This is a genomic window from Kocuria sp. 2SI (genome assembly GCF_005502825.1).
GTDB classification, from domain to species: Bacteria; Actinomycetota; Actinomycetes; order Actinomycetales; family Micrococcaceae; genus Kocuria; species Kocuria palustris.
In genome coordinates this window covers 17,981-39,967 of record NZ_SCNB01000018.1, presented here as the reverse complement: position 1 = coordinate 39,967, position 21,987 = coordinate 17,981, and the positions used below count along the sequence as shown (strand labels likewise).

Below are 21,987 nucleotides of genomic sequence, written 5' to 3'. Positions count from 1 at the left end.
TAGTGGCTCGGCAGGCCCGGCCCGCCCGCGTGACCTACCCTTGGCCCCATGCCGCATTTCGTGATCATGGGCGCTGGACGCGTCGGTGCGATGACAGCCCGGGCCCTCGAGGACTCCGGGCACACCGTCGCCCTGATCGACCAGGACGAGCAGGCGTTCCGCAAGCTGCACGGCTCCTTCGGCGGCGAGTCCATCACCGGTCACGGCTTCGATCGCGACGTCCTGCGCCGGGCCGGGATCGAGCGCGCCTACGCCTTCGCGGCGGTGTCCTCGGAGGACAACTCGAACATCCTGGCCGCCCGCGTGGCCCGCGAGACCTTCGACGTGGCCCACGTGGTCGCCCGCATCTACGACCCCGCCCGCGCCGAGTTCTATCAGCGCCTGGGCGTGCCCACGGTGGCTGCCGTGCGCTGGACCGCCGATCAGGTGCTGCGCCGGCTGCTTCCCGAGCAGTCGATCTCCGGGGACTTCCAGGAGGCCTCGGGCCGCCTGCAGCTCGGCGAGCTGACCCTGCACGAGGGCTGGGCCGGGCTGCGGCTGTCGGCCATCGAGAAGGCCGCAGACGTCCGCGTCGCGTTCATCACCCGCTTCGGCGAGGGCGTTCTGCCCGGCGCCCGCACTACCTATCAGAAGGGCGATCTGGTCCACGCGATGATGCGAGTCGATGAGATCGACGACATCGTGCGCGTCCTGGCCGCGGAGCCCTCCCCCGAGATCCGCGATGCCGGCCAGGAGGGCCTGCTCGGACCCGTCGATTCAGCGGAGGCACGACGATGAAGGTCGCCGTCATCGGAGCAGGGGCCGTGGGCTCCTCGATCGCCCGCGAGCTGGCGCGCAGCGGTCACGAGGTCCTTATCATCGACGAGAAGCCGGAGGCCGTGGGCCGGGTCGATGCTCCCGGCGCCAGCTGGAGCGTGGGCGATGCCTGCGACCTGCGCGTGCTGGCCGATGCCGGGCTGGACGAGACCGAGGTCGTGGTGGCCGCCACCGGCGACGACCGCGTGAACCTGGTGGTCTCGCTGATGGCGCGCTCGGAGTTCGGCGTGCCGCGCACCGTCGGGCGCGTGAACAACCCCCGCAACGAGTGGCTCTTCGACGACTCCTGGGGCGTCGACGTGGCCGTGTCCACGCCGCGGCTGATGACCGCGCTCGTGGAGGAGGCCGTGGAGATCGGCGACGTGGTGAGCGTGCTGACCATGCAGCAGGCCTCGGCCTCGTTCAGCGCCTTCACGGTGCCTTCGGATCACCCCTCGATCGGCTCCCGCGTGGGCACCGTCCCGTGGCCGGCCCAGGCCGTGCCCGTGGCCATCCTGCGCGACGGCCAGCCGCTGGCCCCCAGCCGCGACGACGTCATCGAAGCCGACGACGAGCTGTTCTTCCTGGTCTCCGGGACCGGTGAGGACGAGCTGAGGCAGCTGCTGGGCTCGGCGACGCACTCCCGCGCTCAGCAGCTGCCCTGGGCCGCCGAGGACCCGTTCGAGGAGGAGATCCCCGGCGAGCCCTCGGGCCCCGCGCTCCAGTGACGCGGGCCGCGCCCGCCGTCCTCAGCGGGTGCTGTCGGGATCCTTCGGCTCACGGGGCTCGGAATCGGAGCGCTGCAGCGCGTCCTCCGGAACATCGGGATCCACTGCCGCCGGGCGCGAGATCAGCCACGCGATCCACAGCACCGCCGCGTACAGCGGCACGCCCATGGCCAGCCGGGCGATGCCCAGCCCGGTCACGTGATCGGTCAGGTACAGCGGCACCTGCACGATGAGGCGGGCGGCGAACATGGCCACGAGCAGGCCGGTGGCGAGCCGATAGCCGCGCATCCGGTGCGGGTCCTGGCGCCAGTCCATGCCCTCGCCGCGCACGAAGCCGAAGAGCACGCCCAGCAGCGGCCACCCCACGACGATCGACAGGGCCAGGCCGAGGAAGTACGCCAGGTTGATCCACAGTCCGGTCACGTAGTAGTCGATCGCATCGCCGCTGCGCCAGGCGAAGAAGGCGCAGACCAGCACCCCGATCAGACCGGCCAGCGCCTGGATGAGCGTCTGGCGCTGCACCAGGCGGGTGATCGTGAACAGCGCGGCAGCGCCCAGCGCGCAGATCAGCGCGGCGGCCAGCGACTGGCTGAAGATGTAGACGCTCAGGAAGACGGCACCGGGCACGATCGCCTCGGCGAGCCCGCGCCAACCGCCCACGGCGTGCAGGACGTCGAGCTGACCCGTCTCGCCGCGGCGTACGCGGGATCTCTGGGCGTAGGCCGTCATGGACTGCGCCAGCGTGGGGCGCTGCTCGGGCGTCGGGTCCTGATCGCGGGCCTGCTCCGGTTCGTGCTGCGGGTCCTGCTCGGGACCCGGGGCCGGCGTGGTCATGACGAGGTCCTCCGGGCGATGATCTCGAAGCGCGGGTTGAAGATGGTGGGCTGGTCCCCGGCGCTGCACAGCAGCCCGGAGCACGACAGCTCCGTTCCGGCGCGCACGCCGGGCACGGAGCGCTGGCCCTGCCAGACCAGGCGCAGCAGGGTGGGCCGGCCCTCCGGGTCGCTGCGGTCCTGGACCAGCAGCAGGGCCTCGCTGGCGGGACGCTCGGTGGCCGCTGCCACGCGGATCTCGGCGACCCGCCCCGTGGCGCGCACGCGGCGGCGCGCGCCGCCGCGCGAGGCGCGGTCCTCGCCGCACGCCGCCCGAGCCTCGGCCAGCGAGGCCGCAGGCTCCTCCAGCGCCACGATGCGCGGGTGCGAGGCCGTGACCGGTGCCGGACCGGGGTGCAGGCAGTCCTCGGGAGCGGTCTCGTGATCGCTGCCGAGCCGGGAGTCGGCGTCGCCGGTGGCTTGGGTGCTCATCGCGTCTCGGTGATCTCCGGCCCGCGCTGTGGCGGCGCCTTCGGAGCAGGACCGCCTGCGGCTGAGCCGGTGCCCTGGGACTGACCCTGGCCCGAGGCCTGCCGGCGGACGGCGCGCCGCTTGGCCACGGCCTTGGGCTCCACGCCCTCGGGGACCTGCAGCGGCAGCAGATCGCGCGGAGGCATGGGGTCCCCGCCGCGACGCACGATCACGGCGCGGATCAGCTCGTCGAACTCGGCCGAGGCCGTGGGCTCGATCGCCGCCGGACCGGAGATCACGGCGCGCAGGAACCAGCGGGGGCCGTCGATCCCGATGAAGCGCGCCGGCCGGTAGCCCTTGGTGCCGTCGCTGGTGGTCGCGGGGAAGCGGGCTCGCAGCTCGGTGCCGAACGGGCCCTCGACGGCCAGCGGGGCGCCGTCGCTGCGCTTGAGCGAGTCCACGAGGTCCTTGCGGATCTCCGCCCAGATCCCGGTCGTGCGGGGGGCGGCGAAGGCCTGCAGCTGCACGGTCGAGCCCTTGTGATCCAGGTTCACCGCCCGCGGGCGGTTGCCCTTCTCAGTGACCTCCAGGCGGATGCCGATCCCCTGCTGCTGCTGGATCAGCAGCGAGCCGAAGTCCATGCGCCCCTCGCGGTCCTCGATCTCCGAGATGTCCCACGGCCCGCGGGCGCGCACGTCGTCCTGCGCCTCGGCGCCGTCCTGCTCGACCTGCTCCTCTGCCGGAGCCGTGGGCTCGGCGTCCTTCTTCTTGCGTCCGAACACGTCGGTGCCTCCTCGATGCGTCATGCGCCGCCCGGTCGGGGCGGCGGTGCCCGGGAACGGCCCGGAGCCTGTCAGTGGCCGCGCGGGGCGCGGCGCGTACTCAGCGGGTCCCGGAGGACCCGAATCCGGTCTCGCCGCGGTCGCTGTCCTCGAGCTCGTCGACCTCGACCAGCTCGACCGTGCCGACGCGCTGCAGCAGCAGCTGGGCGATGCGGTCGCCGCGCTCGATGCGGAAGGGCGTGTGCAGATCGGTGTTCAGCAGCGTGACCATGATCTCGCCGCGGTACCCGGAGTCCACCGTGCCCGGCGCGTTGAGGACGGTGATGCCGTGCTTGGCGGCAAGTCCCGAGCGCGGATGGACCAGGCCCACCCAGCCGACGGGCACGGCGATGGCCAGCCCGGTGCCGATCAGGGCGCGGGCACCGGGATCGAGCACGGCATCGGAGCTGGCGCGCAGGTCCAGCCCCGCGTCGCCGGGCTTGGCATAGCGAGGCAGCGGCAGATCGGCGTCCAGCCGGCGCACCTGCATCCGCAGCGCGGCGGAGTCGTCGTGGTCCTGGGGGCGTGAGGGGTCGGTCAGCACAGTGCCCCACTGTAGACGCCGCGCCGCCTCCAGCCACTCGGGAACGGGACCCGGTCGTCCGGCCGAGCCATCCGCTCATGGGATGATGGTGCCCATGACTGACGACGAGGTGCTCTACCGGGAGAAGCTGAACCCGGCGTGGTGGATGTGGTTGCTGTTCCTGGGCCTGGCCGGCTCCGTGGTGATCGCACTGGCCCCCATCGCGACCTGGCTCGGGATCCTCGGCGGTGTCATCGCGCTGATCCTGGCCCCCGTCATCGTCTACTCCCGGGCCTCCTCGATCGTGGTCACCGAGGATCTCCTGCGGGTGGGCCGGGCGAGCATCGAGCGCCGATTCGTGGGTGAGGTGGAGGCCTTCACCGATCCCGACGACGTCCGCCGCGTCCGCGGTCCCGAGCTGGATGCCCGGGCCTACATGAACTTCTCGGCCTCGGCCTCGGGAATGTGCCGCATCGAGATCATCGACCCCGTGGATCCCACCCCGTACTGGCTCACCGCCACTCGCCATCCGCACGAGCTCGCCCAGGCCCTGGTCGGCTGAGGCCCTCGAGCCGACGGGCGCGCAGACGAAACAGCCCTCGACCGCCGCGGCGGTCGAGGGCTTCTTCTGTCCTGTGCGGGCCTCAGGCTTCAGCGGCCTGCGTTCCGGCAGTCAGTCTTCGTCGAATTCAGCCTGCGCACTCCACGCAGATCTTCATCCCGTCCTTCTCCTCCGCGATCTGGGAGCGGTGGCGCACCAGGAAGCAGGACCCGCAGGTGAACTCGTCCTCCTGAGCCGGAAGCACCACGACGGAGAGCTCCTCGTGGGACAGATCGGCACCGGGCAGCTCGTAGCTGTCAGCGGCCGTGGCCTCATCGTCCTCGTCCGCATTGGGGTGCTGGGTCTCGTTGCGACGAGTCTTCAGCTCCTCGATCGAGTCTTCCTTGAGCTCCTCCTCCTGCTTGCGGGGAGCGTCGTAATCAGTTGCCATATGTGATCCCTAATCCTTGCAGTGAAGACGTCGACATGAGGCGCGGCGACAGCCGGCCGCGGTCCGTGGAGGGCGGGCTCGCGGGCGCATACCTGCCTCACGTGTGGAGGATTGTTCACTATGGGCCTCGGAAAGACCAATGCGTCCGCTCACGACAGAATTGTTGCCGGTCGGTTGCCTCCGCGCAGCTTCCAGCCGGCTCCGAAGGGTCCGTGGAGTCCGGGCGCAGCGCGCCGTGCAGGCCCCCGATGCGCGCAGTCTGCCCACGACCACTAGACTCTGCGCAGATGCGGACCGGGACGCGTCCGCCGGCTGGGCCGGCACCGGCTCCCCCGAGAGGCGGAGCCGACCACGGCGTCCCCCGGAGCAAGAGACCTGCGGAAGGCTGGATGAGCATGGACGAGCTGCGCCTGGAAGGCGTCCACGACGACGGCGAGCACCTGGTGCTCAGCGACTCCTCCGGACGCCGCAGCCTCCTGGCAGTGGATCAGCACCTGCGCCAGGCGGTCCAGCGCGCACGCCGCGTCCCTGCGCGCCGCCAGCGCCAGGGCGCTGACTTCGGCCCCCGCGACATCCAGGCCCGGTTCCGTTCGGGCGCGTCCGTCGAGGAGATCGTCGAGGAGTCCGGCTGGGAGCCGGAGCGCGTGCGCCGCTACGAATGGCCGATCATCGCCGAGCGCTCGCACATGGCCCGAGAGGCCCAGAAGGTCGAGCTCGGAGCGCGCCGCACCGAGGGCTACCGCTCCGCCTTCGACAGCGCGCCGCTGAGCCTGGCCCAGACGCTGCAGTCCCGCGCCCCTCAGCTCGGGATCGCCCCCACCTCCTTCGACTGGGATGCCTGGCAGCGTCCCGATCTGCTGTGGACCGTGGCCGTGCGCTTCCGGGTGGTCGATCCCGCCAAAGCGCCGCAGGACCTCGTGGACCAGCAGTCGCTGGCTCAGTGGGTCTTCAACCCCGCCAACCTCTCCGTGAGCCCTGAGCCCGGCTGGGCCCAGCACCTCACCGGCGACGACGAGCCCGAGGCCCCGCGCGACGATGTCTTCGGCCAGCGCCGCCCGGCGGCTTCGGCAGCCGCTGTCGGCACCTCGAGCGACGACGCCGCCCGTCCGTCCGCCTCGAGCCAGACTGCCGCCCGCACGGCCTCCTCCACCGAGGACGCCCATCCGGGCGCCTCGGACGGCGACGCCTCGTCAGCTCCGAGCGCCGACGAGCCCGCCCCGGCGGCGCAGGGCGGATCGCACCCGGGTGCCGATCGCCTGCGCCGCGAGGACGAGGCCCGCACCACCGAGGAGCTGCTCGAGGTCCTGGAGGCCCGCCGCGGCCAGCGCCTGGGGGCCGACGAGGGCTCCGACGACCAGCTCGCAGAGATCCTCGGCCGCTCCATGGGCCACGTGGACTCGCGCCCGCGCCCGATCTCCGCCCCGGACGATGCTCGGCTCTTCGACCGGACGATCCAGCCGGGCCACCGTGCCCAGCCCGAGTCCTCCGCCGGCGGCGACCCCGTCGAGCCGGACGAGTCGGCGGGCCAGGACCGCAGCGCCTCACCCGCCGAGTCCCAGGAGGACGCGCGCGTCCAGCGGCCGGTCGATCAGGACCGGCCGACGGAGCCGGTCGAGGACTCGGATCCGACGCGCCACCACGAGGCCACGATCCACCACCTGGGCCGGGCGGATGCCGGTGCCCCGCAGCACCACGCCGACATCGTGGAGATCACCGACGAGGACACCGAGCCGGCAGCGCCTCACCTGAGCGCCGTGCGGTCCCCCGAGCAGTCCGAGCCTGCCGCTGACGATCACGAGGACCCCGCCTCCGCTGCCGACGATCGGCGCGACGCTTCTCGGGAGCAGCCCACCCGGGCTGCGGCCTCCCCGCAGGATCAGCCCGAGGACGAGTCGCAGGACAGCCAGCAGGACGGCGATCGTCGTCCTCGCCCGCGCGGTCGGGTCGGCGGCGCCAAGCGCACCCGGTCGTCCGTGCCCAGCTGGGACGACATCGTCTTCGGCGCCAAGAACGACTGAGGACCCTCCCGGGATGCGCATCGGCCCCCTGTCTCCTCGAGGAGGAAGGGGGGCCGATCGCCTGTCGGAGGCTCGTCTGCGGCCTCAGGCCAGGCGCAGCAGCGGGACCCTGGTCTCGGCTGGCGTCACGGCGCCGTGCTGACCGACCATCTGCAGCGTCTGCGGACCGATGCGGGAGAGGTCATGCAGCGCCAGGTCATCCTCCAGCGGCGTGATCACCAGGTCGCCGATGCGTCCGACGACCTCGGGGCGCAGGTCCTCGACGGGGCCGAACCAGCCGCCGTCGAGCAGCTCCTCCCGCGTCTGAACACGCACCCGCTCCCCCAGCTCCGAGGCCTTCCAGCGCTGACGGACCCGCTCCTGCAGCTGCTGACGCTGCTGCGCGGACTCGCAGGGCTCCAGGTGCAGCTGGAGGCAGCGGGGCTCACCGGCGCTGGTGCGGACGTCGTCGAGCAGACCGGGCACCTGGGTGAGATCCACGCGGCCCTCTCGGGGGACGTCGACCATGCCGTGATCGGCGGTGAGGACCACGGAGGTGGACCCGGGAAGGCGCGCGCACAGGCGGCGCAGGGAGCTGTCGAGCTCCTCCAGCTCGTGGATCCACTCTGAGGAGCCCCAGCCGTGGCGGTGCCCCGTCTTGTCCAGGTCGTCCCAGTAGAAGTACATGAGTGCGCGCTGACCGGCCCGCAGGTTCTCCTGGGCCGCCTTGGTACGGGCGAACACGCCGTCCGCTGCCACGAAGCGCCCGCCGCGCAGCGCCGCGCGCGTCAGGGCCGAGTCCTGAAACTTGCCGCGACTGACCGTCACGGCGTCCAGGCCCTGCGCCTCGAGGCGCTGCAGCACGGTGTCGCGCGGCTGCCACACGAGCGCATCCACCCGCGGATCCCAGCCGCCGAGCATATTCACCGTCTGCCCCAGCTGCGGGGAGTAGGAGTCGTAGCCGGTGAGACCGTGCACGCCCACCGGCAGCCCGGTGCCCAGCGCCGCCAGCGACGAGGCGGTCGTGGACGGGAAGGCGGCGTCGAGCTCGCCGAGGTCCTCGGCACCGCGCAGGAACGGGGCGTACGAGCTGCGGGCCTCGAGCTGCTCCAGCCCCAGCCCGTCCACCAGCACGACCACCATGCGCTGGGAGGCCGGCAGCCCCAGCACGTCCTCGAAGCCCTCGGCCCCGATCGCTGCGGCCGCCGAGGTCATGACGTCGGCGATGCTGCGGGCTCCGTAGCGAGGAGGGCGCGCGATCGCGGCCTGAGGCTCCTGCTCCGGCGGGACGGCCCAGAAGTCCGCCCCGGCTGAGTCGCCGGCGGAGCCGGTCATCGTCCGACCCGCTCCACGGCGCTGCGGCGCAGGCTGCGGGCGAACTCGCGGGCGCCCTCGACCGCCTCGACGCCGTCGGCCTCGGCGCTGATCCGCAGAGAGACGTCCTGCACGGCGCTGACTCCCGTGTAGCCGTGGTCGGCCTCGCACTGGGGGTCCTCGCAGCCGGCCGGCTGCAGATCGATGTTCCGGGTGCCGGTCCAGGCGATGTTGAGGTTGACCTCGCTGATCGGGTGGCCGGTGCGGTACTGCTGCGGCTTGTAGTACGCGTAGGTCAGCGTCACGGAGTTCACCCGGGAGGCGGCCACGGACTCGGTCGAGGCCAGGGCCAGCACCTCCTGGCCCTCCTGGTCGTACTCCTGATCATCGACGTGCGTGATGTGCAGCAGGCCCTCTGCGAGCACGAGCACTGTGATGTGGCGGTGGACCTCATCGCGGTCGAAGGTGGTCTCCAGCTGGACCAGGTGCGACTCCGGGGCCGCCCCGTCCAGGGCGTCGGCCATCACGTCGATCACGAGCTGCGGGTAGTAGCCGGCGCGCTCGATGTCCTGGCGCAGCTGCTCGCCGCGCGGTCCTGACTGCGTCATCTGCCTGGTTCCCTCCTGAAGGGACGTGTCTGCGAGTTGCGAGAAGGGCGCTGCTCGTGCTGCGGGTACTCGCCCTGTCACCGCCTGCCGGGGATCAGCCGCCGAAGGAGTCGCCGCCGGAGCCGCCGAGCTGCGTGCCGCCCATGCCGCCGTCCTCGGGGTCCTGGGTGACGTACGTGGTGGGAACGCCGGTGGACTCCTCCGTGCCGCTCGAGGTGGGATCGGCCGGGGGCGGGTCCTCACTGCCCCCGGGGCTCATCAGCACCACGATCAGGATCGCGGCCGCGAGGAGCACCGCGCCCACGCAGCCGATGACGACCCAGCCGCCGGCGCCGTTGACTCCCATGAACGACAGCGGACCGCTCTTGGCACCGGAGCGCGACGACCCCGCGGCCGGGCTCCCTGAGGCACCCCCGGAATAGGCCGACGCCGCCGTGTAGCCGGTGGTCCGGGAGGCGCCGCCAGCAGGGGCGCTGCCCTGGGACGCACCGCCGAGCGGCACCTGCGCCCCGGGGGCGGTGCTGGGGCTCGAGGGCTGTTCGCGCAGGGTCGCCCCGGCGCTTCCTCCTGCAGCGCCCGGCACGTGGGCCGGCTGATCCTGCGGGCGGACGGGGACCGAGGCCGGCGTGTGGGCGCCGGCCCACGAGATGCTGCGCTGAGGGGCCGTCGCACGGCCCGAATCCGCGGCCGGGACGGTGCCCAGCAGAGCAGCTCGGCTGTGCTGGCCCTGCGGCAGCGGACCCTGCACGGCAGCGCTCGCCGTCCCGCCGCCCACGGGCGGGGCCTGCGCCGGGACTTCACGGCCATCGCCGCCCAGGCCCGAGGGCATGCCGCTCAGCGCCGTGCCGGCCGGGCCTGAGCTGGGCCCGACGAGCGGCACGCCACCGGGCGGAGGCGTGCCGAAGCCTCCGCTGAGGCGGCCGCCCGCGGGGGCGTCGATCCGCTGGGCGCCGGGCTGCTGCGGGACGATCGTGGTGCTCGGGGTGCGCTCTCCGGCCTCACCGGACTGCGAGATGTTCTCCCCGGTGCGCTCCTGCTTGGGCGGCTCGGCGTGGCCCGAGACGATGTCCTGCCAGGCCTCCGGCAGCGGGTCCAGGGTCTGGAAGATCTCGAAGGTCTCGCCGTCGCGGGTGGTCGCCTGCCCGAAGTCCTCCTCGGCAGAGGACTCGAGCCGCTCCATCAGCGACAGGGCGCCGTCGTGGCGCACCGCGGGATCGGGGTCCAGCAGCGCCGCCACCTCGGCACCCAGCAGGGAGTCCTCGCCGAAGGCCTCGAGGGCGTCCCCGGGGGTGGGGGTGATGCCGCGCTCGGCGTCCGGGCGGACCATGCGCATGGCCACCACGCCGGCGGCGAAGAGGTCCTGCGAGGGATCCGGATCCGCTCCCTCGAGCAGCTCGGGGGCGATGTAGCCGGGTGTTCCCACGACCGTGCCGATACGGGTCAGGCGGGCGTCCTCGCCCTGCGTGGCGATGCCGAAGTCGGCCAGTCGAGCCAGGGGTCGCCCCGTGCCCGTGGCATCCATCATGAGGTTGGCGGGCTTGACGTCGCGGTGGATCCAGCCCTCCGCGTGCACGAACTGCAGAGCCGAGATCAGCTGGCGCAGGATCTCCTCGGCCACCTTGTCCGAGAAGGCGCCGTGGTCCTGGATCGCGTTCTCCAGGGTGCCGCCGTCGCTGAGATCCATGGCGATCACGACGTGCTCGTCCTCGGCCGCCCAGCCGTAGGGGGCCAGCACATGCGGGTGATCGATCTTCACGGACTGCTCGCGCACGAAGCGCAGGAGGTCGGCGGAGTCGCGCTGGCGCAGGACCTTTGCGGCGCACACGTGGTTGCGCCGCTGGTCCCAGGACCGCCAGACCGTCCCGGAGCCGCCGCGGGCGATGGGATCGATGAGCGTGTACCGGCCGGCGATGGTATCGCTCATGGCCCGCTCACCTCCGCATCGCTCGTCGTGCACTGTCCGTTCGGTCCTGGGCGTTGCCCAGTCGGATGTCGGCATCCAGCACCGTCAGCCGCTGACTGGACAACAGTACCGGGTTCAGCTCGAGCCGGGCGATCTGCGGGTGGCGATCCTTCAGCAGCGAGACCCGCATGATCAGCTCCTCGAGCCGTGCGACATCCAGCGGCGGCTGTCCCTCGTGGCCGAAGAGCTTCCGCGCGGCCTTGGGCTCGCGCACCATGCGACGGATCTCCAGATCGGTCAGCGGCGGCACGCGATGGGCCAGGTCATCCAGCAGCGACACGGCGTCTCCTGAGACGCCGAAGGAGAGCACGGGGCCGATCAGCGGGTCCTCCGTGGCCGTGAGGACCACGGCCTGGCCGGTGGGTGCCATGGCCTGGACGTCCAGCTGCTCGGTGCCCGCGCCGATCTCCCTGCGCATGGAGGTCGCAGCCTCGCGCAGCTGCTCGGGCGTGTCGATGCTCAGACGCACGCCGCCCAGATCCAGGCGCCTGCGCAGATGCTCGTCGGCGGCCTTGAGGACCACGGGGTAGCCCATCCGTGCCGCGGCGGCCAGGCCGTCGTCGATGTCCGTGAAGCGCGCGGTGGGCAGCACCGAGATGCCGTAGGCGCCCAGCAGCTGCGCCGTCCGCTCCCGGTCCAGGCGCAGCAGCATCTCGCCGCGCACCTCCTGCGACCAGCGCTCGATCATGGCCTCGGCGCCCTCGGCGTCGATGTCCTCCGGGACGGTGACCAGATCGTCCTCCTCGTCGCGCCAGCGGGCCCAGCGCTGCAGGCCGTGCAGCGCGGAGACGGCCGCCGACGGCGCCTGGAAGACCGGCAGCGTGCGGCCCTGCGGGTCCGTGTGCACCCGCGAGGAGGCGCCGTCGGCGATATCGCCGGTGACGGCCAGCACCACGGGCTTGGCGGCGCACTCGTCGTCCTCGCCCCGCTGCGCGATCGCGGCGCACACGGCGTCGGCGAGCTCGTCGCCGGAGATGCCGCGGATCGGCATGGTCGCGACCACCACGGCGTCGCTGCGCGGATCCGCCACGGCCTCGGCGACCTCGCGCACCAGGGCCTGCAGGGCCTGCTGGCCGCCCATGGAGGTGTCCACGCGGTCGCGCAGGCGGGCCAGGGGCATCTGCAGCCCCGTGGCGGTGTCCTCCATGAGCCTGGCCAGTGCCATGGCGTTGGAGACCAGGGAGGTGCGCTGACCGCGCGGCAGCGGCTGGGAGGTGCCCACCGCCGCGGTGTCCATCAGCAGATCGGAGGTGGGCACCCGGATGACCCCGGCCTGGTCGAGCATGGCATCCAGCGCCCCAGCGGGGGCCTCGGTGGTGCGGCCCGTGTGCCCGGGCGGCAGGCGCAGCCCGGCGACGTCCGACTTGGCGACCACGACCGGCTTGGTCAGGGCCAGGCGACGGGCGATGCGCGAGAACTTGCGGGGGTTGCCGAAGGACTGCAGGGTCAGCCCGCACACCGCGGTGGCCTGGTCGTCCTCCCAGAACTGCATCATGTCGTTGCCGGAGACGTCGCCGCGGTTGCCGGCCGAGACCATGGTCGACACGCCCACGCGATGCCGCAGCGCAGCCGAGGTCTGCAGCATGCCCAGAGCGCCGGACTGGCTGAACAGCCCCAGGGTTCCCTCCCCCGGCACGGCCGGCAGCACCGTGGCGTCCATGGAGATCTCCGCGCTGTGGTTGGCCACGCCGAGCGAAGCCGGCCCGACGACCCGCATGCCGTGGCGGCGGGCGACGGCCACGAGCCGCTGCTGGCGCTGGGCGCCCTCGCGGCCGGACTCCGCCCAGCCGCCGGTCATCACCACGACCGCGTGGGCACCGGCGCGCCCGCACGCCTCGACGACCTCGAGCACCGCGTCCATGGGCACCGTGACGATCGCCAGGTCCAGCTCGCCGTCGATGTCCTCGAGGCTCGCAGCGTACGTCATGCCCTCCTGTTCGAAGGGCGTGGGGTTCACGCCGTAGAGCCTGCCCGTGTACCCGCCGGCTACCAGGTTCGCCACGACCGTGTGCCCGCCGTTCGTCGGATCCGACGACGCGCCCACCACAGCGATCGAGCTCGGGGTGAGCAGCCGGGCCGTGGAGCGGGCCTCGGCGCGGTGCTCGCGCGAGGCCATCACGGACAGGGACCGCTCCGTGGGGTCGATCGAGAAGTCGAGGGCCACCACGCCGTCGTCGAAGCGCCGGGCGACGTCGTAGCCGGCCTTCACGAACACGTGCAGCATCGAGCGGTTCTCGGGCAGCACCTCCGCCGTGAAGCGGTCGATGCCGTTCTCCCGGGCGGCGGCCGCCAGGTGCTCGAGCAGGATGGATCCGATCCCGCGGCCCTGGTGCGCATCCGAGATCAGGAACGCGACCTCGGCCTCCGGGGCGCTGCCCGCACGGTCGTAGCGGCCCACGCCGATCAGCTGCGTGCCCAGCAGGATCACGAAGCACACGCGGTCGCGGTGATCCACCGTGGTGTAGCGGGCCAGCTCGCGGCGGGTCAGCGTGGTCTTGTGGGAGAAGAACCGCAGGTAGATCGTGTTCTCGGACTGCTGGTGGAACATGTCCAGCAGCAGCTGCTGATCCTCCGGGCGGATGGGCCGCAGGTGCGCGGTGGCGCCGTCGCGAAGGACGACGTCCGCCTCCCAGTGCTTGGGATAGCCCGAGTCGGGCGCGGTCTGCTGGCCGGAGGGCTGGGGGCTGTCGGCGGGTGCGGTATCCGGGACCATAGACTGAAGGCTACAGAGGATTCGCTCCCGAGCACTGGTCTCGGGCAACAGTTCCGCGCGCGGTCTCCGCGCCCATCGATCGCGGCGCCGGACCGCGGCTGAGGAGAAGCACCACCCCATGGCCCCACGCAGGAGCAAGGCCCAGAAGTCCGCGCTCGACGAGCTGCCCGCGGACTTCGAGGGCAACGTCGTCGACATCGACGTCACGCGGGAGATGGAGGACTCGTTCCTCGAGTACTCGTACTCCGTGATCTACTCCCGGGCCCTGCCCGACGCCCGCGACGGCCTCAAGCCCGTCCAGCGGCGCATCCTCTACATGATGGATGAGATGGGCCTGCGCCCGGATCGCGGTCATGTGAAGTCGGCCCGCGTGGTCGGCGAGGTCATGGGCAAGCTGCACCCCCACGGCGACTCCGCGATCTACGACGCCATGGTGCGCATGGCCCTGCCCTTCGCCCAGCGCATGCCCCTGGTGGACGGGCACGGCAACTTCGGCTCCCTCGACGACGGCCCGGCGGCCTCGCGCTACACCGAGGCCCGGCTGGCGCCGGCGGCGCTGCAGCTCACGGCGGATCTCGGCGAGGACGTCGTGGACTTCGTGCCGAACTACGACAACCAGTTCATGCAGCCCTCCGTGCTGCCGGCCGCCTACCCGAACCTGCTGGTCAACGGGACCACCGGCATCGCGGTCGGCATGGCCACGAACATGGCCCCGCACAACCTGCGCGAGGCCGTCGCCGGCGCGCGCCACCTGCTCGAGCACCCCGAGGCCAGTCTCGAGGACGTCATGAAGCACATCCCCGGGCCCGATCTGCCCTCCGGCGGGCAGATCGTGGGGCTGGACGGGATCCGGGACGCCTACCGCACTGGCCGCGGCTCCTTCAAGACGCGGGCCGCCGTCTCGATCGAGCAGGTCAACGCCCGCAAGCAGGGCATCGTGGTCACCGAGCTGCCGTACATGGTCGGCCCGGAGAAGGTCATCGACCGGATCAAGTCCGCGGTCCAGTCCAAGAAGCTCACCGGCATCTCGGACGTGGTGGATCTGACCGACCGGACCAAGGGGCTGAACCTGGTCATCGAGATCAAGAACGGCTTCAATCCGCAGGCGGTGCTCGCGGCGCTGTACAAGCACACGCCGCTCGAGGAGTCCTTCGGCATCAACAACGTGGCCCTGGTCGACGGCCGCCCCCAGACGCTGGGGCTGCTCGAGATGCTGCGCGTGTACAACCAGCACCGGCTCACGGTCGTGCGCCGTCGCACCGCGCACCGCCTGGGCAAGCGCCGCGACCGGCTGCACCTGGTCGAGGGCCTGCTGATCGCGATCGTGGACATCGACGAGGTCATCCAGATCATCCGCAGCTCGGATCAGACTGCCGAGGCCCGCGAGCGCCTCATGACGATCTTCGATCTCACGCAGCTGCAGGCCGATCACATCCTCGAGCTGCGCCTGCGCCAGCTCACGAAGTTCTCCCGGATCGAGCTCGAGCGGGAGAGGGAGGAGCTGGAGCGGGAGATCGCAGAGCTCGAGGCCATCCTGGACTCCGAGGACCGGCTGCGCGAGGTCGTCTCCGGTGAGCTCGCCGCCGTCGCCGAGCTGCTGGGCGACGACCGCCGCACCCGCCTGCTCGAGGCCGATGAGGCTCCCGCGCTGCTGGCCGCCCCCGCCGCCAAGGCCGCGGCCGGGCCCGCGCTGGAGATCGCCGACGACCCCTGCTGGGTCTTCCTCTCCAGCACCGGGCGCATGGCGCGCACGAACGACCGCACGCCGCTGGCAGAGCCGGGGCGCCGGCTCAAGCACGATGCCCTCCGCTCCGTGGTGGCCACCTCCGCCCGCGGGGAGATCGGCGCGCTGATCTCGAGCGGGCGGATGATCCGCGTGCCCGTGATGGACCTTCCGGCGCTGAGCTCCTACGACGGCGCGCCCCGGCTCGAGGAGGGCACCGCCGCCAAGGACTTCCTGTCCCTGGCCAAGGGCGAGCGCCTGATCGGACTCGCCGCGCTGAACGAGGTCGTGGCCATGGGCACCCGTCAGGGTGTGGTCAAGCGGCTGAACCCGGATCACCCGCTGAACCGCGACGACTGGGAGGTCATCAGCCTCAAGGACGGCGACGAGGTCGTGGGCATGGGCCCGGCTCCCGACTCGGCCCAGCTCGTGTTCATCACCGCGCAGGCCAAGCTGCTGACGTTCTCCGCCGAGCTGGTGCGCGCCCAGGGCCGCACCGCCGGCGGCGTGGCGGGCATCAAGCTCGCCGACGACGACTCCGTCGTGTTCTTCGGGCCGGTGGCCTCGCAGGATCCCGACGCCCGCGTGGTCACCTACGCGCGCTCCTCCGAGGCGCTGCCAGAGATGGGCGGCTACTCCGTGAAGGTCACTCCCCTGTCCGAGTACCCGTCCAAGGGCCGCGCGACCGCCGGTGTGCGCTGCCAGCGGCTGCTCAGCGGAGAGACCGGCCTCGTGCTCGCCTGGGCCGGGCACGGGCCCGCCAAGGCGGTCTCCGCCGCCGGCGTGGCCCGCAGCCTGCCCACCGAGTTCGGACGCCGCGACGGCTCCGGCGTGGGCGTGGAGCAGCTGCCGGACGCGATCGGCCCTGCGTGGAGCCCGGTGTCCTCCGCCGCGTCCGCTGCCGAGGGCGCCGACGGCGATGCCGAGAGCGAGGAGCAGGCATGAGCCCCGAGCAGCCCCAGGTCGTGATCGAGCGCGCGGAGCTGGATGATGCCGCCGCGCTGCACGAGATCGCCCGGCGCACCTTCGTGCACGCCACGCCCGAAAATGCCGACCCGGCCGCGATCGACGAGTTCGTGGCCACGAGCCTGTCCGAGGAGGCCTTCCGCGGCCACCTGGACGCTGCGGCCAGCCGGGTGCTGATCGCCCGTCAGGAGCGCACGCCGATCGGCTACGCCCTGCTGCTGCTCGACAAGGCCCTGCCCGATGACGACGGCCTGGACCGCTCCCAGCCGCTCGTGCAGGGCAGGGGCCTGTTCCTGTCCAAGTTCTACCTGCTGCCCGAGGCGCGCGGCACGGGAGCCTCCACCGCCATGATGCGGGAGTGCTTCGAGCTGGGGCGGCGGATCGGCGCCGATTTCCTGTGGCTGCAGGTCAACGACCGCAACGAGCGCGCCAACGCCTTCTACGAGCGCGCCGGGCTGCAGCGGGTGGGGACGGCCACGTTCCAGCTCGGTGCTCAGGTGCACAGCGACTTCCTGCGCGCCGCGCGGCTCTGAAGCCCGTCCGAGGCGGTCTCGTCTGAGCCCTGCCCCTCCCAGGACGAGCGGAGCCCTGCTCAGCTCAGCCGGGTCAGGGCATCGCAGCGGCGCACGTCCTCCGGCCGGTGCGAGATGATCACCACGCCCTGGGCGTCGGCCGCATGCGCGCCCTCGTGCAGGGCGGCCATGACCTGACGTGCTGTGGGCGCGTCCAGGTGCGCCGTGGGCTCGTCCAGCAGCAGCACCGGCGAGCGCGTGAGCATGGCGCGGGCCACGGCCAGTCGCTGGCGCTGTCCTCCCGAGAGCCGCTGACCGCCTGCTCCCACCTTCGTCTCGAGGCCCTCGGGCAGACCGGCCGCGAATCCGCCCAGGCCCACCCTCTCCAGCGCCTCGAGCATCTGCGCGTCGGTGGGGGCTTCCGCACGCTCCCGGGCCAGGGAGAGGTTGCCGCGCAGGGTGGAGTCGAAGATGTATGCGTCCTGCGGGCACCACGCGGAGACACCGCGCAGACGCTGCGACGGCATCGGCTGCCCGTCGAGGCGGATCGTCCCGGAGCTCGGTGGGAGGAAGCCCAGCAGCACGGCCAGCGCGGTGGACTTGCCGGAGCCCGACGGCCCCGTGATGCCCCACCAGCGTCCCGGACGGATCTGCCCGCTGAGCCGCGAGAAGGCATCGCGGTGCATCCCGGGCCACCGAGCGCTGAGCCCCTCCACCTCCAGGCGCTCGAACCCGTCCACGATGCCGTCCCGCGCCCCCGGCTCGTCCGTCTCCTCCGGCCGAGCGGGATGCGCAGCAGGCTGGGTCCGTCCGACCGCCCGCACCAGTGCTGCGAAGTGCGGCCACTGGCGCGCCGCCTCGAAGCCCTGGGCGACCGGCTCCACCATGGCGGTGCACAGCAGCACGGGGATCGCGGCCACGGCGGCCGAGACCTCCCCCGAGGCCACGGGCCCCCAGGCCAGGGGCACGACGGCGATCGCGGCCGCGAACCAGATCAGCACGGCGAGCCCCTCGCCCAGGCCGCTGACCCAGGCCGCGCGCTGGGCGGCGCGCCGCCCCCGGTTGTCCTGGGCTCGCACGGCGGCACCCACGGCGGCGCCCAGCTGCGCGACCCGCAGATCCGGTGCGGCCTGCAGCGCCCGTGAGCTCAGGCGCAGCGCGGCCGCCGCGGCCTCGTGCTGACGGGCCTCCGCGCGCGCGTCGAGCCCGCGCAGCAGCGTCGGCCCCGCCGCGGCGCTGAGCACCGCCGCGCCGGCGACGGGTGCCACGGCCTGAGGGACCGTGAGCAGGCAGACGACGACGGATCCCGCGAGCACCGGGCCCAGCGCGGCGAGGGGAAGCAGGATCCGGGGCAGCGCATCGCGCAGGTCCTCGATGCGGGTGATCAGCCGGTCCAGGAAGACCTCCCCCGTGAGCATGGCGCGCAGCCCCAGCGCTGTGCGGCCGGTGGCCTCCCATGCCCCCAGGCGCAGGCGCCCGGCTGCCCGGAGGGCGACGTCGTGGCTCATGAGCCGCTCGAGGTAGCGCAGCACGGCACGCCCCAGACCGAAGAAGCGCACCCCGGTGACCGCGACCAGCAGGTACATCATCCCGGGCTGCTGTGCCGCCCGCACGATCAGCCAGCCCGACAGCGCGGTCAGCGCGGCGCCGAAGCCGATCGCGGCCACGGCGAGGGCTGCGCTGAGCACGGCCCGGGACCAGGAGATCCCGCTCAGGCGCAGGACCGTGCGCACCGTGGCGAAGGGTCCTGGCAGCCGCTGCCCGCGGTCGTCCGGCTGCTCGCCCGGCGCGTCCGCCTCCGCAGCGTGTCCGCGCTGCACTGCGTCGGTCTCGACGGGGTCCGCGTTCTCATGGGGTCCGGAGCACGACGGCCGCCGATCGGAGTCCGGGAGGACCCGGGCCCCCCGTGCCGAGAGCTCGAGGCGGTGATCGGCGTCGCCGGTCAGGCCCTCGTCGTGCGTCACGACCACGACGATCGCACCGGCCCGTGCCATCCCCCGCAGCCCGGCGGTGATCATGCCGGCGGCGTCCTGGTCGAGGTGGGCGGTCGGCTCGTCGACCAGCACGGTGACGGTCTCCCCGGGGCTGGTGCGCTCCAGCGCCTCGACGGAGGCCATGCAGCGGGCAACGGCCAGACGCCGGGCCTGGCCCGCGCTCAGAGCCTCCGGGGCGAGCTTTTCCAGACCGGACAGCCCGACGCCGGCCAGCAGCGACGCCGCGCGCGTGCGGCCTGCGAGCACCGACGGTCCGCTCGGCCCCTCCGTCAGGGCATGCTCGGAGGAGCCCGGCTCCGGCTGCGCACCGCGACTCGGGATCGTGGGCTGCGCCTCGAGGAAGGCCGCCGCGTGCTCGGGCGCCAGGCACAGGGCGATCTCATCGAGCGCCGTCCCCGCCACGAAGGCCGGCGCCTGAGGCACCAGGCGCACCGGGCCGGGCAGCACGATGCGCCCGTCGATCACGCCGGCGGCCGCGGGGTCCTGGTGCCCCGGCTCGGCGCCCGAACCGGACCGGTCGCGCCGATCGGCGCCACGACGAGGAGCCCGAGGGATCAGCCCGGCGATCGCCGAGACGACGGTGGTCTTGCCGGCCCCGGACGGGCCGCTCAGCGTGGTGATCCGCCCTGCCGAGGCGCTGAGATCCAGCGGCCCGATCGTCTCGGCGCGGCCGTCGTTGCGGACTCGCAGCCCCTCCACCAGCAGCTGAGCGGGCTGCCCCTCAGTCGCGACCGCTGCGGTGCCTGCCGATTCCGGCCGCTCGGCCGCGGAGGCCCGCTCGGTCGCCGGCTCTCCGGACGGGCTCGACAGCAGCCGTTCGGAGCGGCGCAGGGCCTCGACGCCCTCCTGCGACTGGTGGTAGGCGGTGCCGACATCGCGCAGGGGCTGATAGCACTCCGGGGCCAGCAGCAGGACCATCACGGCGGTGTCCAGGCCCATGCCGCCCTCGACCAGCCGCACGCCGATGAACACGGCCACCAGAGCTACCGACAGCGTGGTGATCAGCTCGAGGGCCAGCGAGGACAGGAAGGCCGAGCGCAGGGTCTGCATGGTGCTGCGACGGTGCTCGTCGTCCAGATCCGCGAGCGCGCGGGCCTGGGCGCGGTCGCGGCGCAGGCCCACGAGCACGGGCAGCCCGCGAGCCAGCTCCACGATGTGGCGCGACAGGCGCAGCTGGGCGTCCTGCGCGCGCCGCGTCTGATCCTGCGTGGTGCGCCCGATGAGGATCATGAACACGGGCACGAGCGGCAGCGTCAGCGCCACGATCAGGGCGCTGACCCCGTCGTGCAGCAGGATCCACAGCCACAGCACTGCCGGAGCGACCCCGGTGGCGACCATGGCGGTCACGGCGCGGACGTAGTAGTCGTCGAGCGCCCCGAGCCCGCGCGAGACCAGCACTGCGGCAGCCCCCGCGTGGTCCTCGGGCCCGGCCGACGGGGCCTCGGAGCCGGTGGTCGACGATCCGCTCTCGAGCAGGCGCAGGATCAGGCGCGAGCGGATCTGGGAGATGGTGCCGGCAGCGCCACGACGGGCTGCCACCGCGGTGCCCCACTGCGCCAGTGCCCGCAGCGTCGCGCCGAGCGCGGCGAGCCAGAGCCCGGGCCAGCTCCACCACGGGCCGTCGCCGAGCCAGGCTCCCGGAAGCAGTCCGTCGATGCGGACCAGGCCGGTGCCGATGAATTCGGCCAGTCCCTGCGAGCTGGTCGTGCCCTGCGCGGCCTGGGCGGCGAAGCCGTCGGCGGCCAGGGCCGCGATCAGGGCGCCGAGCCCGGTGGCGAAGGCGATCATGCCCAGCGTCCGGACCAGGCTCAGCGCACCCAGCAGCGGCAGGATGCGACGGGCCTGCGGGCCCAGCGGCGGGCGGCCCGAAGCGCGGCGCGCGGCTCCCGGCTGCTCAGGGCCCAGCCCGCCGTCGCTCGGATGCTGCGCACCGGGCTGCTCGGGAGAGCTCGCCCCGGCAGCGGTGTGCTGCGACGCGCTGCGCTCAGGCACCGGCGCGCGTGGGCATGGTGGTCAGATCCGCATGATCGCCGCCGGAGGGCAGATGCTCGGCGCGCAGGCGTCGTCGGAAGACCCAGTACGTCCAGCTCTGATACGCCAGCAGGAACGGGACCCCGAAGCCGGCCACCCACGTCATGACCGTGAGCGTGTACGGCGAGGAAGAGGCCGAGGTGATCGTCAGATCGGGCGCGCCGGCCAGTGTGGTGGGCAGCACGGCCGGGTACATGGCGGTGAACACGGCCAGCAGGCCGAGAGCCGCGAACCCGGCCATCCCGGCGAAGCTCCAGCCCTCGCGCCGGCGCGTCCCCGCCAGCCAGGCCGCCGCGACCGACATCACCGCCAGGCAGGTGCTCAGCCAGGACAGCGTCGAGCCGGTGGCCAGCTGCACCACGACGACCAGGGCGGCCAGCGGCAGGACGCCCGCGGGCAGGGCGCGCACCAGCAGCGCGCCGGCGCGCTCGCGCACGGGCCCGTCCGTCTTCAGGGCCACGAAGGCCAGGCCGTGGATGAGGCAGAAGCCGACCATGCCGAGCCCGCCGAGCACCGCCTGCCAGCTCAGCCACGACAGCAGCCCGCCCACGCGGTCGCCGTTGTCGTTCAGCGGAAGACCGGTGGCGGTGATGCTCAGCAGCGCGCCGATCAGGAACGCGATCGCCAGGGAGGACCACGCGGTGATGGCGTTCCAGCGCCGCGACCACGCCTCCGAGGAGCCCTTGCCGCGGTACTCGATGGACACCGCGCGCAGGATCAGCGCGATCAGGGCCAGGGTCAGAGGGAGGTAGAGCCCGGAGAACAGGGCCGCGTACCAGTGCGGGAAGGCGGCGAAGGTGGCCGCTCCGGCGGTGACCAGCCAGACCTCGTTGCCGTCCCACACCGGCCCGATCGTGTTGAGCAGCACGCGCTGCTCCCGGTCGTCACGGGCGAAGATCCGCCCCATGAGCATGCCGACGCCCAGATCGAAGCCGTCCAGGACCACGTAGCCGATCCAGAAGAAGCCGATGACGAGGAACCACGCCGTGGCCAGACCCGGCTGTCCCGCGAACTGCTCGAACAT

At 72.8% G+C, this 21,987-nt stretch carries 17 protein-coding genes; 6 read left to right on the top strand and 11 right to left on the bottom strand.

Features of this window, described 5'->3' with window-relative positions; genetic code table 11:
- Positions 1-48: 48 nt before the first annotated feature.
- Both FFS25_RS10300 and FFS25_RS10295 read left to right on the top strand, forming a co-directional pair.
- Entirely contained in the window at positions 49-777 is a 729-nt protein-coding gene (locus tag FFS25_RS10300) for a potassium channel family protein (RefSeq protein ID WP_006214894.1), read from the top strand.
- Positions 774-1,523, top strand: a complete 750-nt coding sequence (locus FFS25_RS10295; protein ID WP_024290332.1) for a potassium channel family protein — start codon at positions 774-776, stop codon at positions 1,521-1,523. Before FFS25_RS10300 ends, FFS25_RS10295 begins: the two co-directional genes overlap by 4 nt.
- Before the next feature lie 21 nt (positions 1,524-1,544).
- On the opposite strand, the gene FFS25_RS10290 is transcribed toward FFS25_RS10295, so the two are convergent.
- The 4 genes from FFS25_RS10290 to dut form a co-directional block, all read right to left on the bottom strand.
- A complete protein-coding gene (locus FFS25_RS10290) occupies positions 1,545-2,357 on the bottom strand; it encodes a DUF3159 domain-containing protein (protein ID WP_137802848.1) in 813 nt (270 codons plus the stop codon).
- Positions 2,354-2,827 carry a hypothetical protein gene (locus FFS25_RS10285; RefSeq protein ID WP_137802847.1) on the bottom strand — a complete coding sequence of 158 codons (474 nt, stop codon included), beginning with the start codon at positions 2,825-2,827 and terminating at the stop codon, positions 2,354-2,356. Before FFS25_RS10285 ends, FFS25_RS10290 begins: the two co-directional genes overlap by 4 nt.
- Positions 2,824-3,588, bottom strand: coding sequence for a DUF3710 domain-containing protein (locus FFS25_RS10280; RefSeq protein ID WP_171004171.1), 765 nt, complete (start codon positions 3,586-3,588; stop codon positions 2,824-2,826). Before FFS25_RS10280 ends, FFS25_RS10285 begins: the two co-directional genes overlap by 4 nt.
- A gap of 100 nt (positions 3,589-3,688) precedes the next feature.
- Positions 3,689-4,117: a dUTP diphosphatase gene (gene dut / locus FFS25_RS10275; protein WP_036307953.1), complete on the bottom strand. Its 429-nt coding sequence runs from the start codon at positions 4,115-4,117 to the stop codon at positions 3,689-3,691.
- 148 nt (positions 4,118-4,265) lie between these two features.
- Between dut and FFS25_RS10270 the strand changes: the two genes are divergently transcribed.
- Positions 4,266-4,712: a DUF3093 domain-containing protein gene (locus FFS25_RS10270; RefSeq protein ID WP_006214888.1), complete on the top strand. Its 447-nt coding sequence runs from the start codon at positions 4,266-4,268 to the stop codon at positions 4,710-4,712.
- A 127-nt stretch (positions 4,713-4,839) separates the two neighbouring features.
- Here FFS25_RS10270 and FFS25_RS10265 read toward each other — a convergent pair whose 3' ends face one another.
- Positions 4,840-5,142, bottom strand: coding sequence for a DUF4193 domain-containing protein (locus tag FFS25_RS10265; RefSeq protein ID WP_006214887.1), 303 nt, complete (start codon positions 5,140-5,142; stop codon positions 4,840-4,842).
- 389 nt (positions 5,143-5,531) lie between these two features.
- Between FFS25_RS10265 and sepH the strand changes: the two genes are divergently transcribed.
- Positions 5,532-7,160 (top strand): septation protein SepH, encoded by a 1,629-nt coding sequence (gene sepH / locus FFS25_RS10260; RefSeq protein WP_171004170.1) that lies wholly within the window; start codon positions 5,532-5,534, stop codon positions 7,158-7,160.
- An 84-nt stretch (positions 7,161-7,244) separates the two neighbouring features.
- On the opposite strand, the gene FFS25_RS10255 is transcribed toward sepH, so the two are convergent.
- The 4 genes from FFS25_RS10255 to FFS25_RS10240 all read right to left on the bottom strand — a co-directional run bounded on the left by FFS25_RS10255 (position 7,245) and on the right by FFS25_RS10240 (position 13,737).
- Complete coding sequence (locus tag FFS25_RS10255) at positions 7,245-8,474, bottom strand: alkaline phosphatase family protein (RefSeq protein ID WP_137802844.1); 1,230 nt, start codon at positions 8,472-8,474, stop codon at positions 7,245-7,247.
- Positions 8,471-9,061: a DUF5998 family protein gene (locus FFS25_RS10250; RefSeq protein WP_006214884.1), complete on the bottom strand. Its 591-nt coding sequence runs from the start codon at positions 9,059-9,061 to the stop codon at positions 8,471-8,473. The genes FFS25_RS10255 and FFS25_RS10250 overlap by 4 nt, the downstream gene beginning before the upstream one ends.
- A gap of 94 nt (positions 9,062-9,155) precedes the next feature.
- The gene (locus FFS25_RS13610; protein WP_212742741.1) at positions 9,156-10,985 is read right to left on the bottom strand and encodes a serine/threonine-protein kinase; all 1,830 of its coding nucleotides are present in this window, start codon (positions 10,983-10,985) and stop codon (positions 9,156-9,158) included.
- Positions 10,986-10,992: 7 nt separating this feature from the next.
- Positions 10,993-13,737 carry a bifunctional acetate--CoA ligase family protein/GNAT family N-acetyltransferase gene (locus FFS25_RS10240; RefSeq protein ID WP_137802843.1) on the bottom strand — a complete coding sequence of 915 codons (2,745 nt, stop codon included), beginning with the start codon at positions 13,735-13,737 and terminating at the stop codon, positions 10,993-10,995.
- 118 nt (positions 13,738-13,855) lie between these two features.
- On the opposite strand from FFS25_RS10240, the gene FFS25_RS10235 reads away from it, so the two are divergent.
- Positions 13,856-16,405, top strand: a complete 2,550-nt coding sequence (locus FFS25_RS10235) for a DNA gyrase/topoisomerase IV subunit A (protein WP_137802842.1) — start codon at positions 13,856-13,858, stop codon at positions 16,403-16,405.
- Positions 16,402-16,959 (top strand): GNAT family N-acetyltransferase, encoded by a 558-nt coding sequence (locus tag FFS25_RS10230; RefSeq protein WP_137802841.1) that lies wholly within the window; start codon positions 16,402-16,404, stop codon positions 16,957-16,959. The genes FFS25_RS10235 and FFS25_RS10230 overlap by 4 nt, the downstream gene beginning before the upstream one ends.
- 59 nt (positions 16,960-17,018) lie before the next feature.
- Here the strand turns inward: FFS25_RS10230 and cydC are convergent, their stop codons facing one another.
- Together cydC and cydB are read right to left on the bottom strand one after the other, a co-directional pair.
- Positions 17,019-20,924 (bottom strand): thiol reductant ABC exporter subunit CydC, encoded by a 3,906-nt coding sequence (gene cydC / locus FFS25_RS10225; RefSeq protein ID WP_137802840.1) that lies wholly within the window; start codon positions 20,922-20,924, stop codon positions 17,019-17,021.
- Positions 20,917-21,987 (bottom strand): cytochrome d ubiquinol oxidase subunit II, encoded by a 1,071-nt coding sequence (gene cydB, locus FFS25_RS10220; protein WP_137802839.1) that lies wholly within the window; start codon positions 21,985-21,987, stop codon positions 20,917-20,919. The genes cydC and cydB overlap by 8 nt, the downstream gene beginning before the upstream one ends.

Excerpts from the sequence above, each read along its gene's own strand:
- FFS25_RS10300 (WP_006214894.1), top strand. The coding sequence starts at position 49 with ATGCCGCATTTCGTGATCATGGGCGCTGGACGCGTCGGTGCGATGACA.
- FFS25_RS10295 (WP_024290332.1), top strand. The coding sequence starts at position 774 with ATGAAGGTCGCCGTCATCGGAGCAGGGGCCGTGGGCTCCTCGATCGCC.
- FFS25_RS10290 (WP_137802848.1), bottom strand. The coding sequence starts at position 2,357 with ATGACCACGCCGGCCCCGGGTCCCGAGCAGGACCCGCAGCACGAACCG.
- FFS25_RS10285 (WP_137802847.1), bottom strand. The coding sequence starts at position 2,827 with ATGAGCACCCAAGCCACCGGCGACGCCGACTCCCGGCTCGGCAGCGAT.
- dut (WP_036307953.1), bottom strand. The coding sequence starts at position 4,117 with ATGCAGGTGCGCCGGCTGGACGCCGATCTGCCGCTGCCTCGCTATGCC.
- FFS25_RS10270 (WP_006214888.1), top strand. The coding sequence starts at position 4,266 with ATGACTGACGACGAGGTGCTCTACCGGGAGAAGCTGAACCCGGCGTGG.
- FFS25_RS10265 (WP_006214887.1), bottom strand. The coding sequence starts at position 5,142 with ATGGCAACTGATTACGACGCTCCCCGCAAGCAGGAGGAGGAGCTCAAG.
- sepH (WP_171004170.1), top strand. The coding sequence starts at position 5,532 with ATGAGCATGGACGAGCTGCGCCTGGAAGGCGTCCACGACGACGGCGAG.
- FFS25_RS10255 (WP_137802844.1), bottom strand. The coding sequence starts at position 8,474 with ATGACCGGCTCCGCCGGCGACTCAGCCGGGGCGGACTTCTGGGCCGTC.
- FFS25_RS10250 (WP_006214884.1), bottom strand. The coding sequence starts at position 9,061 with ATGACGCAGTCAGGACCGCGCGGCGAGCAGCTGCGCCAGGACATCGAG.
- FFS25_RS13610 (WP_212742741.1), bottom strand. The coding sequence starts at position 10,985 with ATGAGCGATACCATCGCCGGCCGGTACACGCTCATCGATCCCATCGCC.
- FFS25_RS10240 (WP_137802843.1), bottom strand. The coding sequence starts at position 13,737 with ATGGTCCCGGATACCGCACCCGCCGACAGCCCCCAGCCCTCCGGCCAG.
- FFS25_RS10235 (WP_137802842.1), top strand. The coding sequence starts at position 13,856 with ATGGCCCCACGCAGGAGCAAGGCCCAGAAGTCCGCGCTCGACGAGCTG.
- FFS25_RS10230 (WP_137802841.1), top strand. The coding sequence starts at position 16,402 with ATGAGCCCCGAGCAGCCCCAGGTCGTGATCGAGCGCGCGGAGCTGGAT.
- cydB (WP_137802839.1), bottom strand. The coding sequence starts at position 21,987 with ATGTTCGAGCAGTTCGCGGGACAGCCGGGTCTGGCCACGGCGTGGTTC.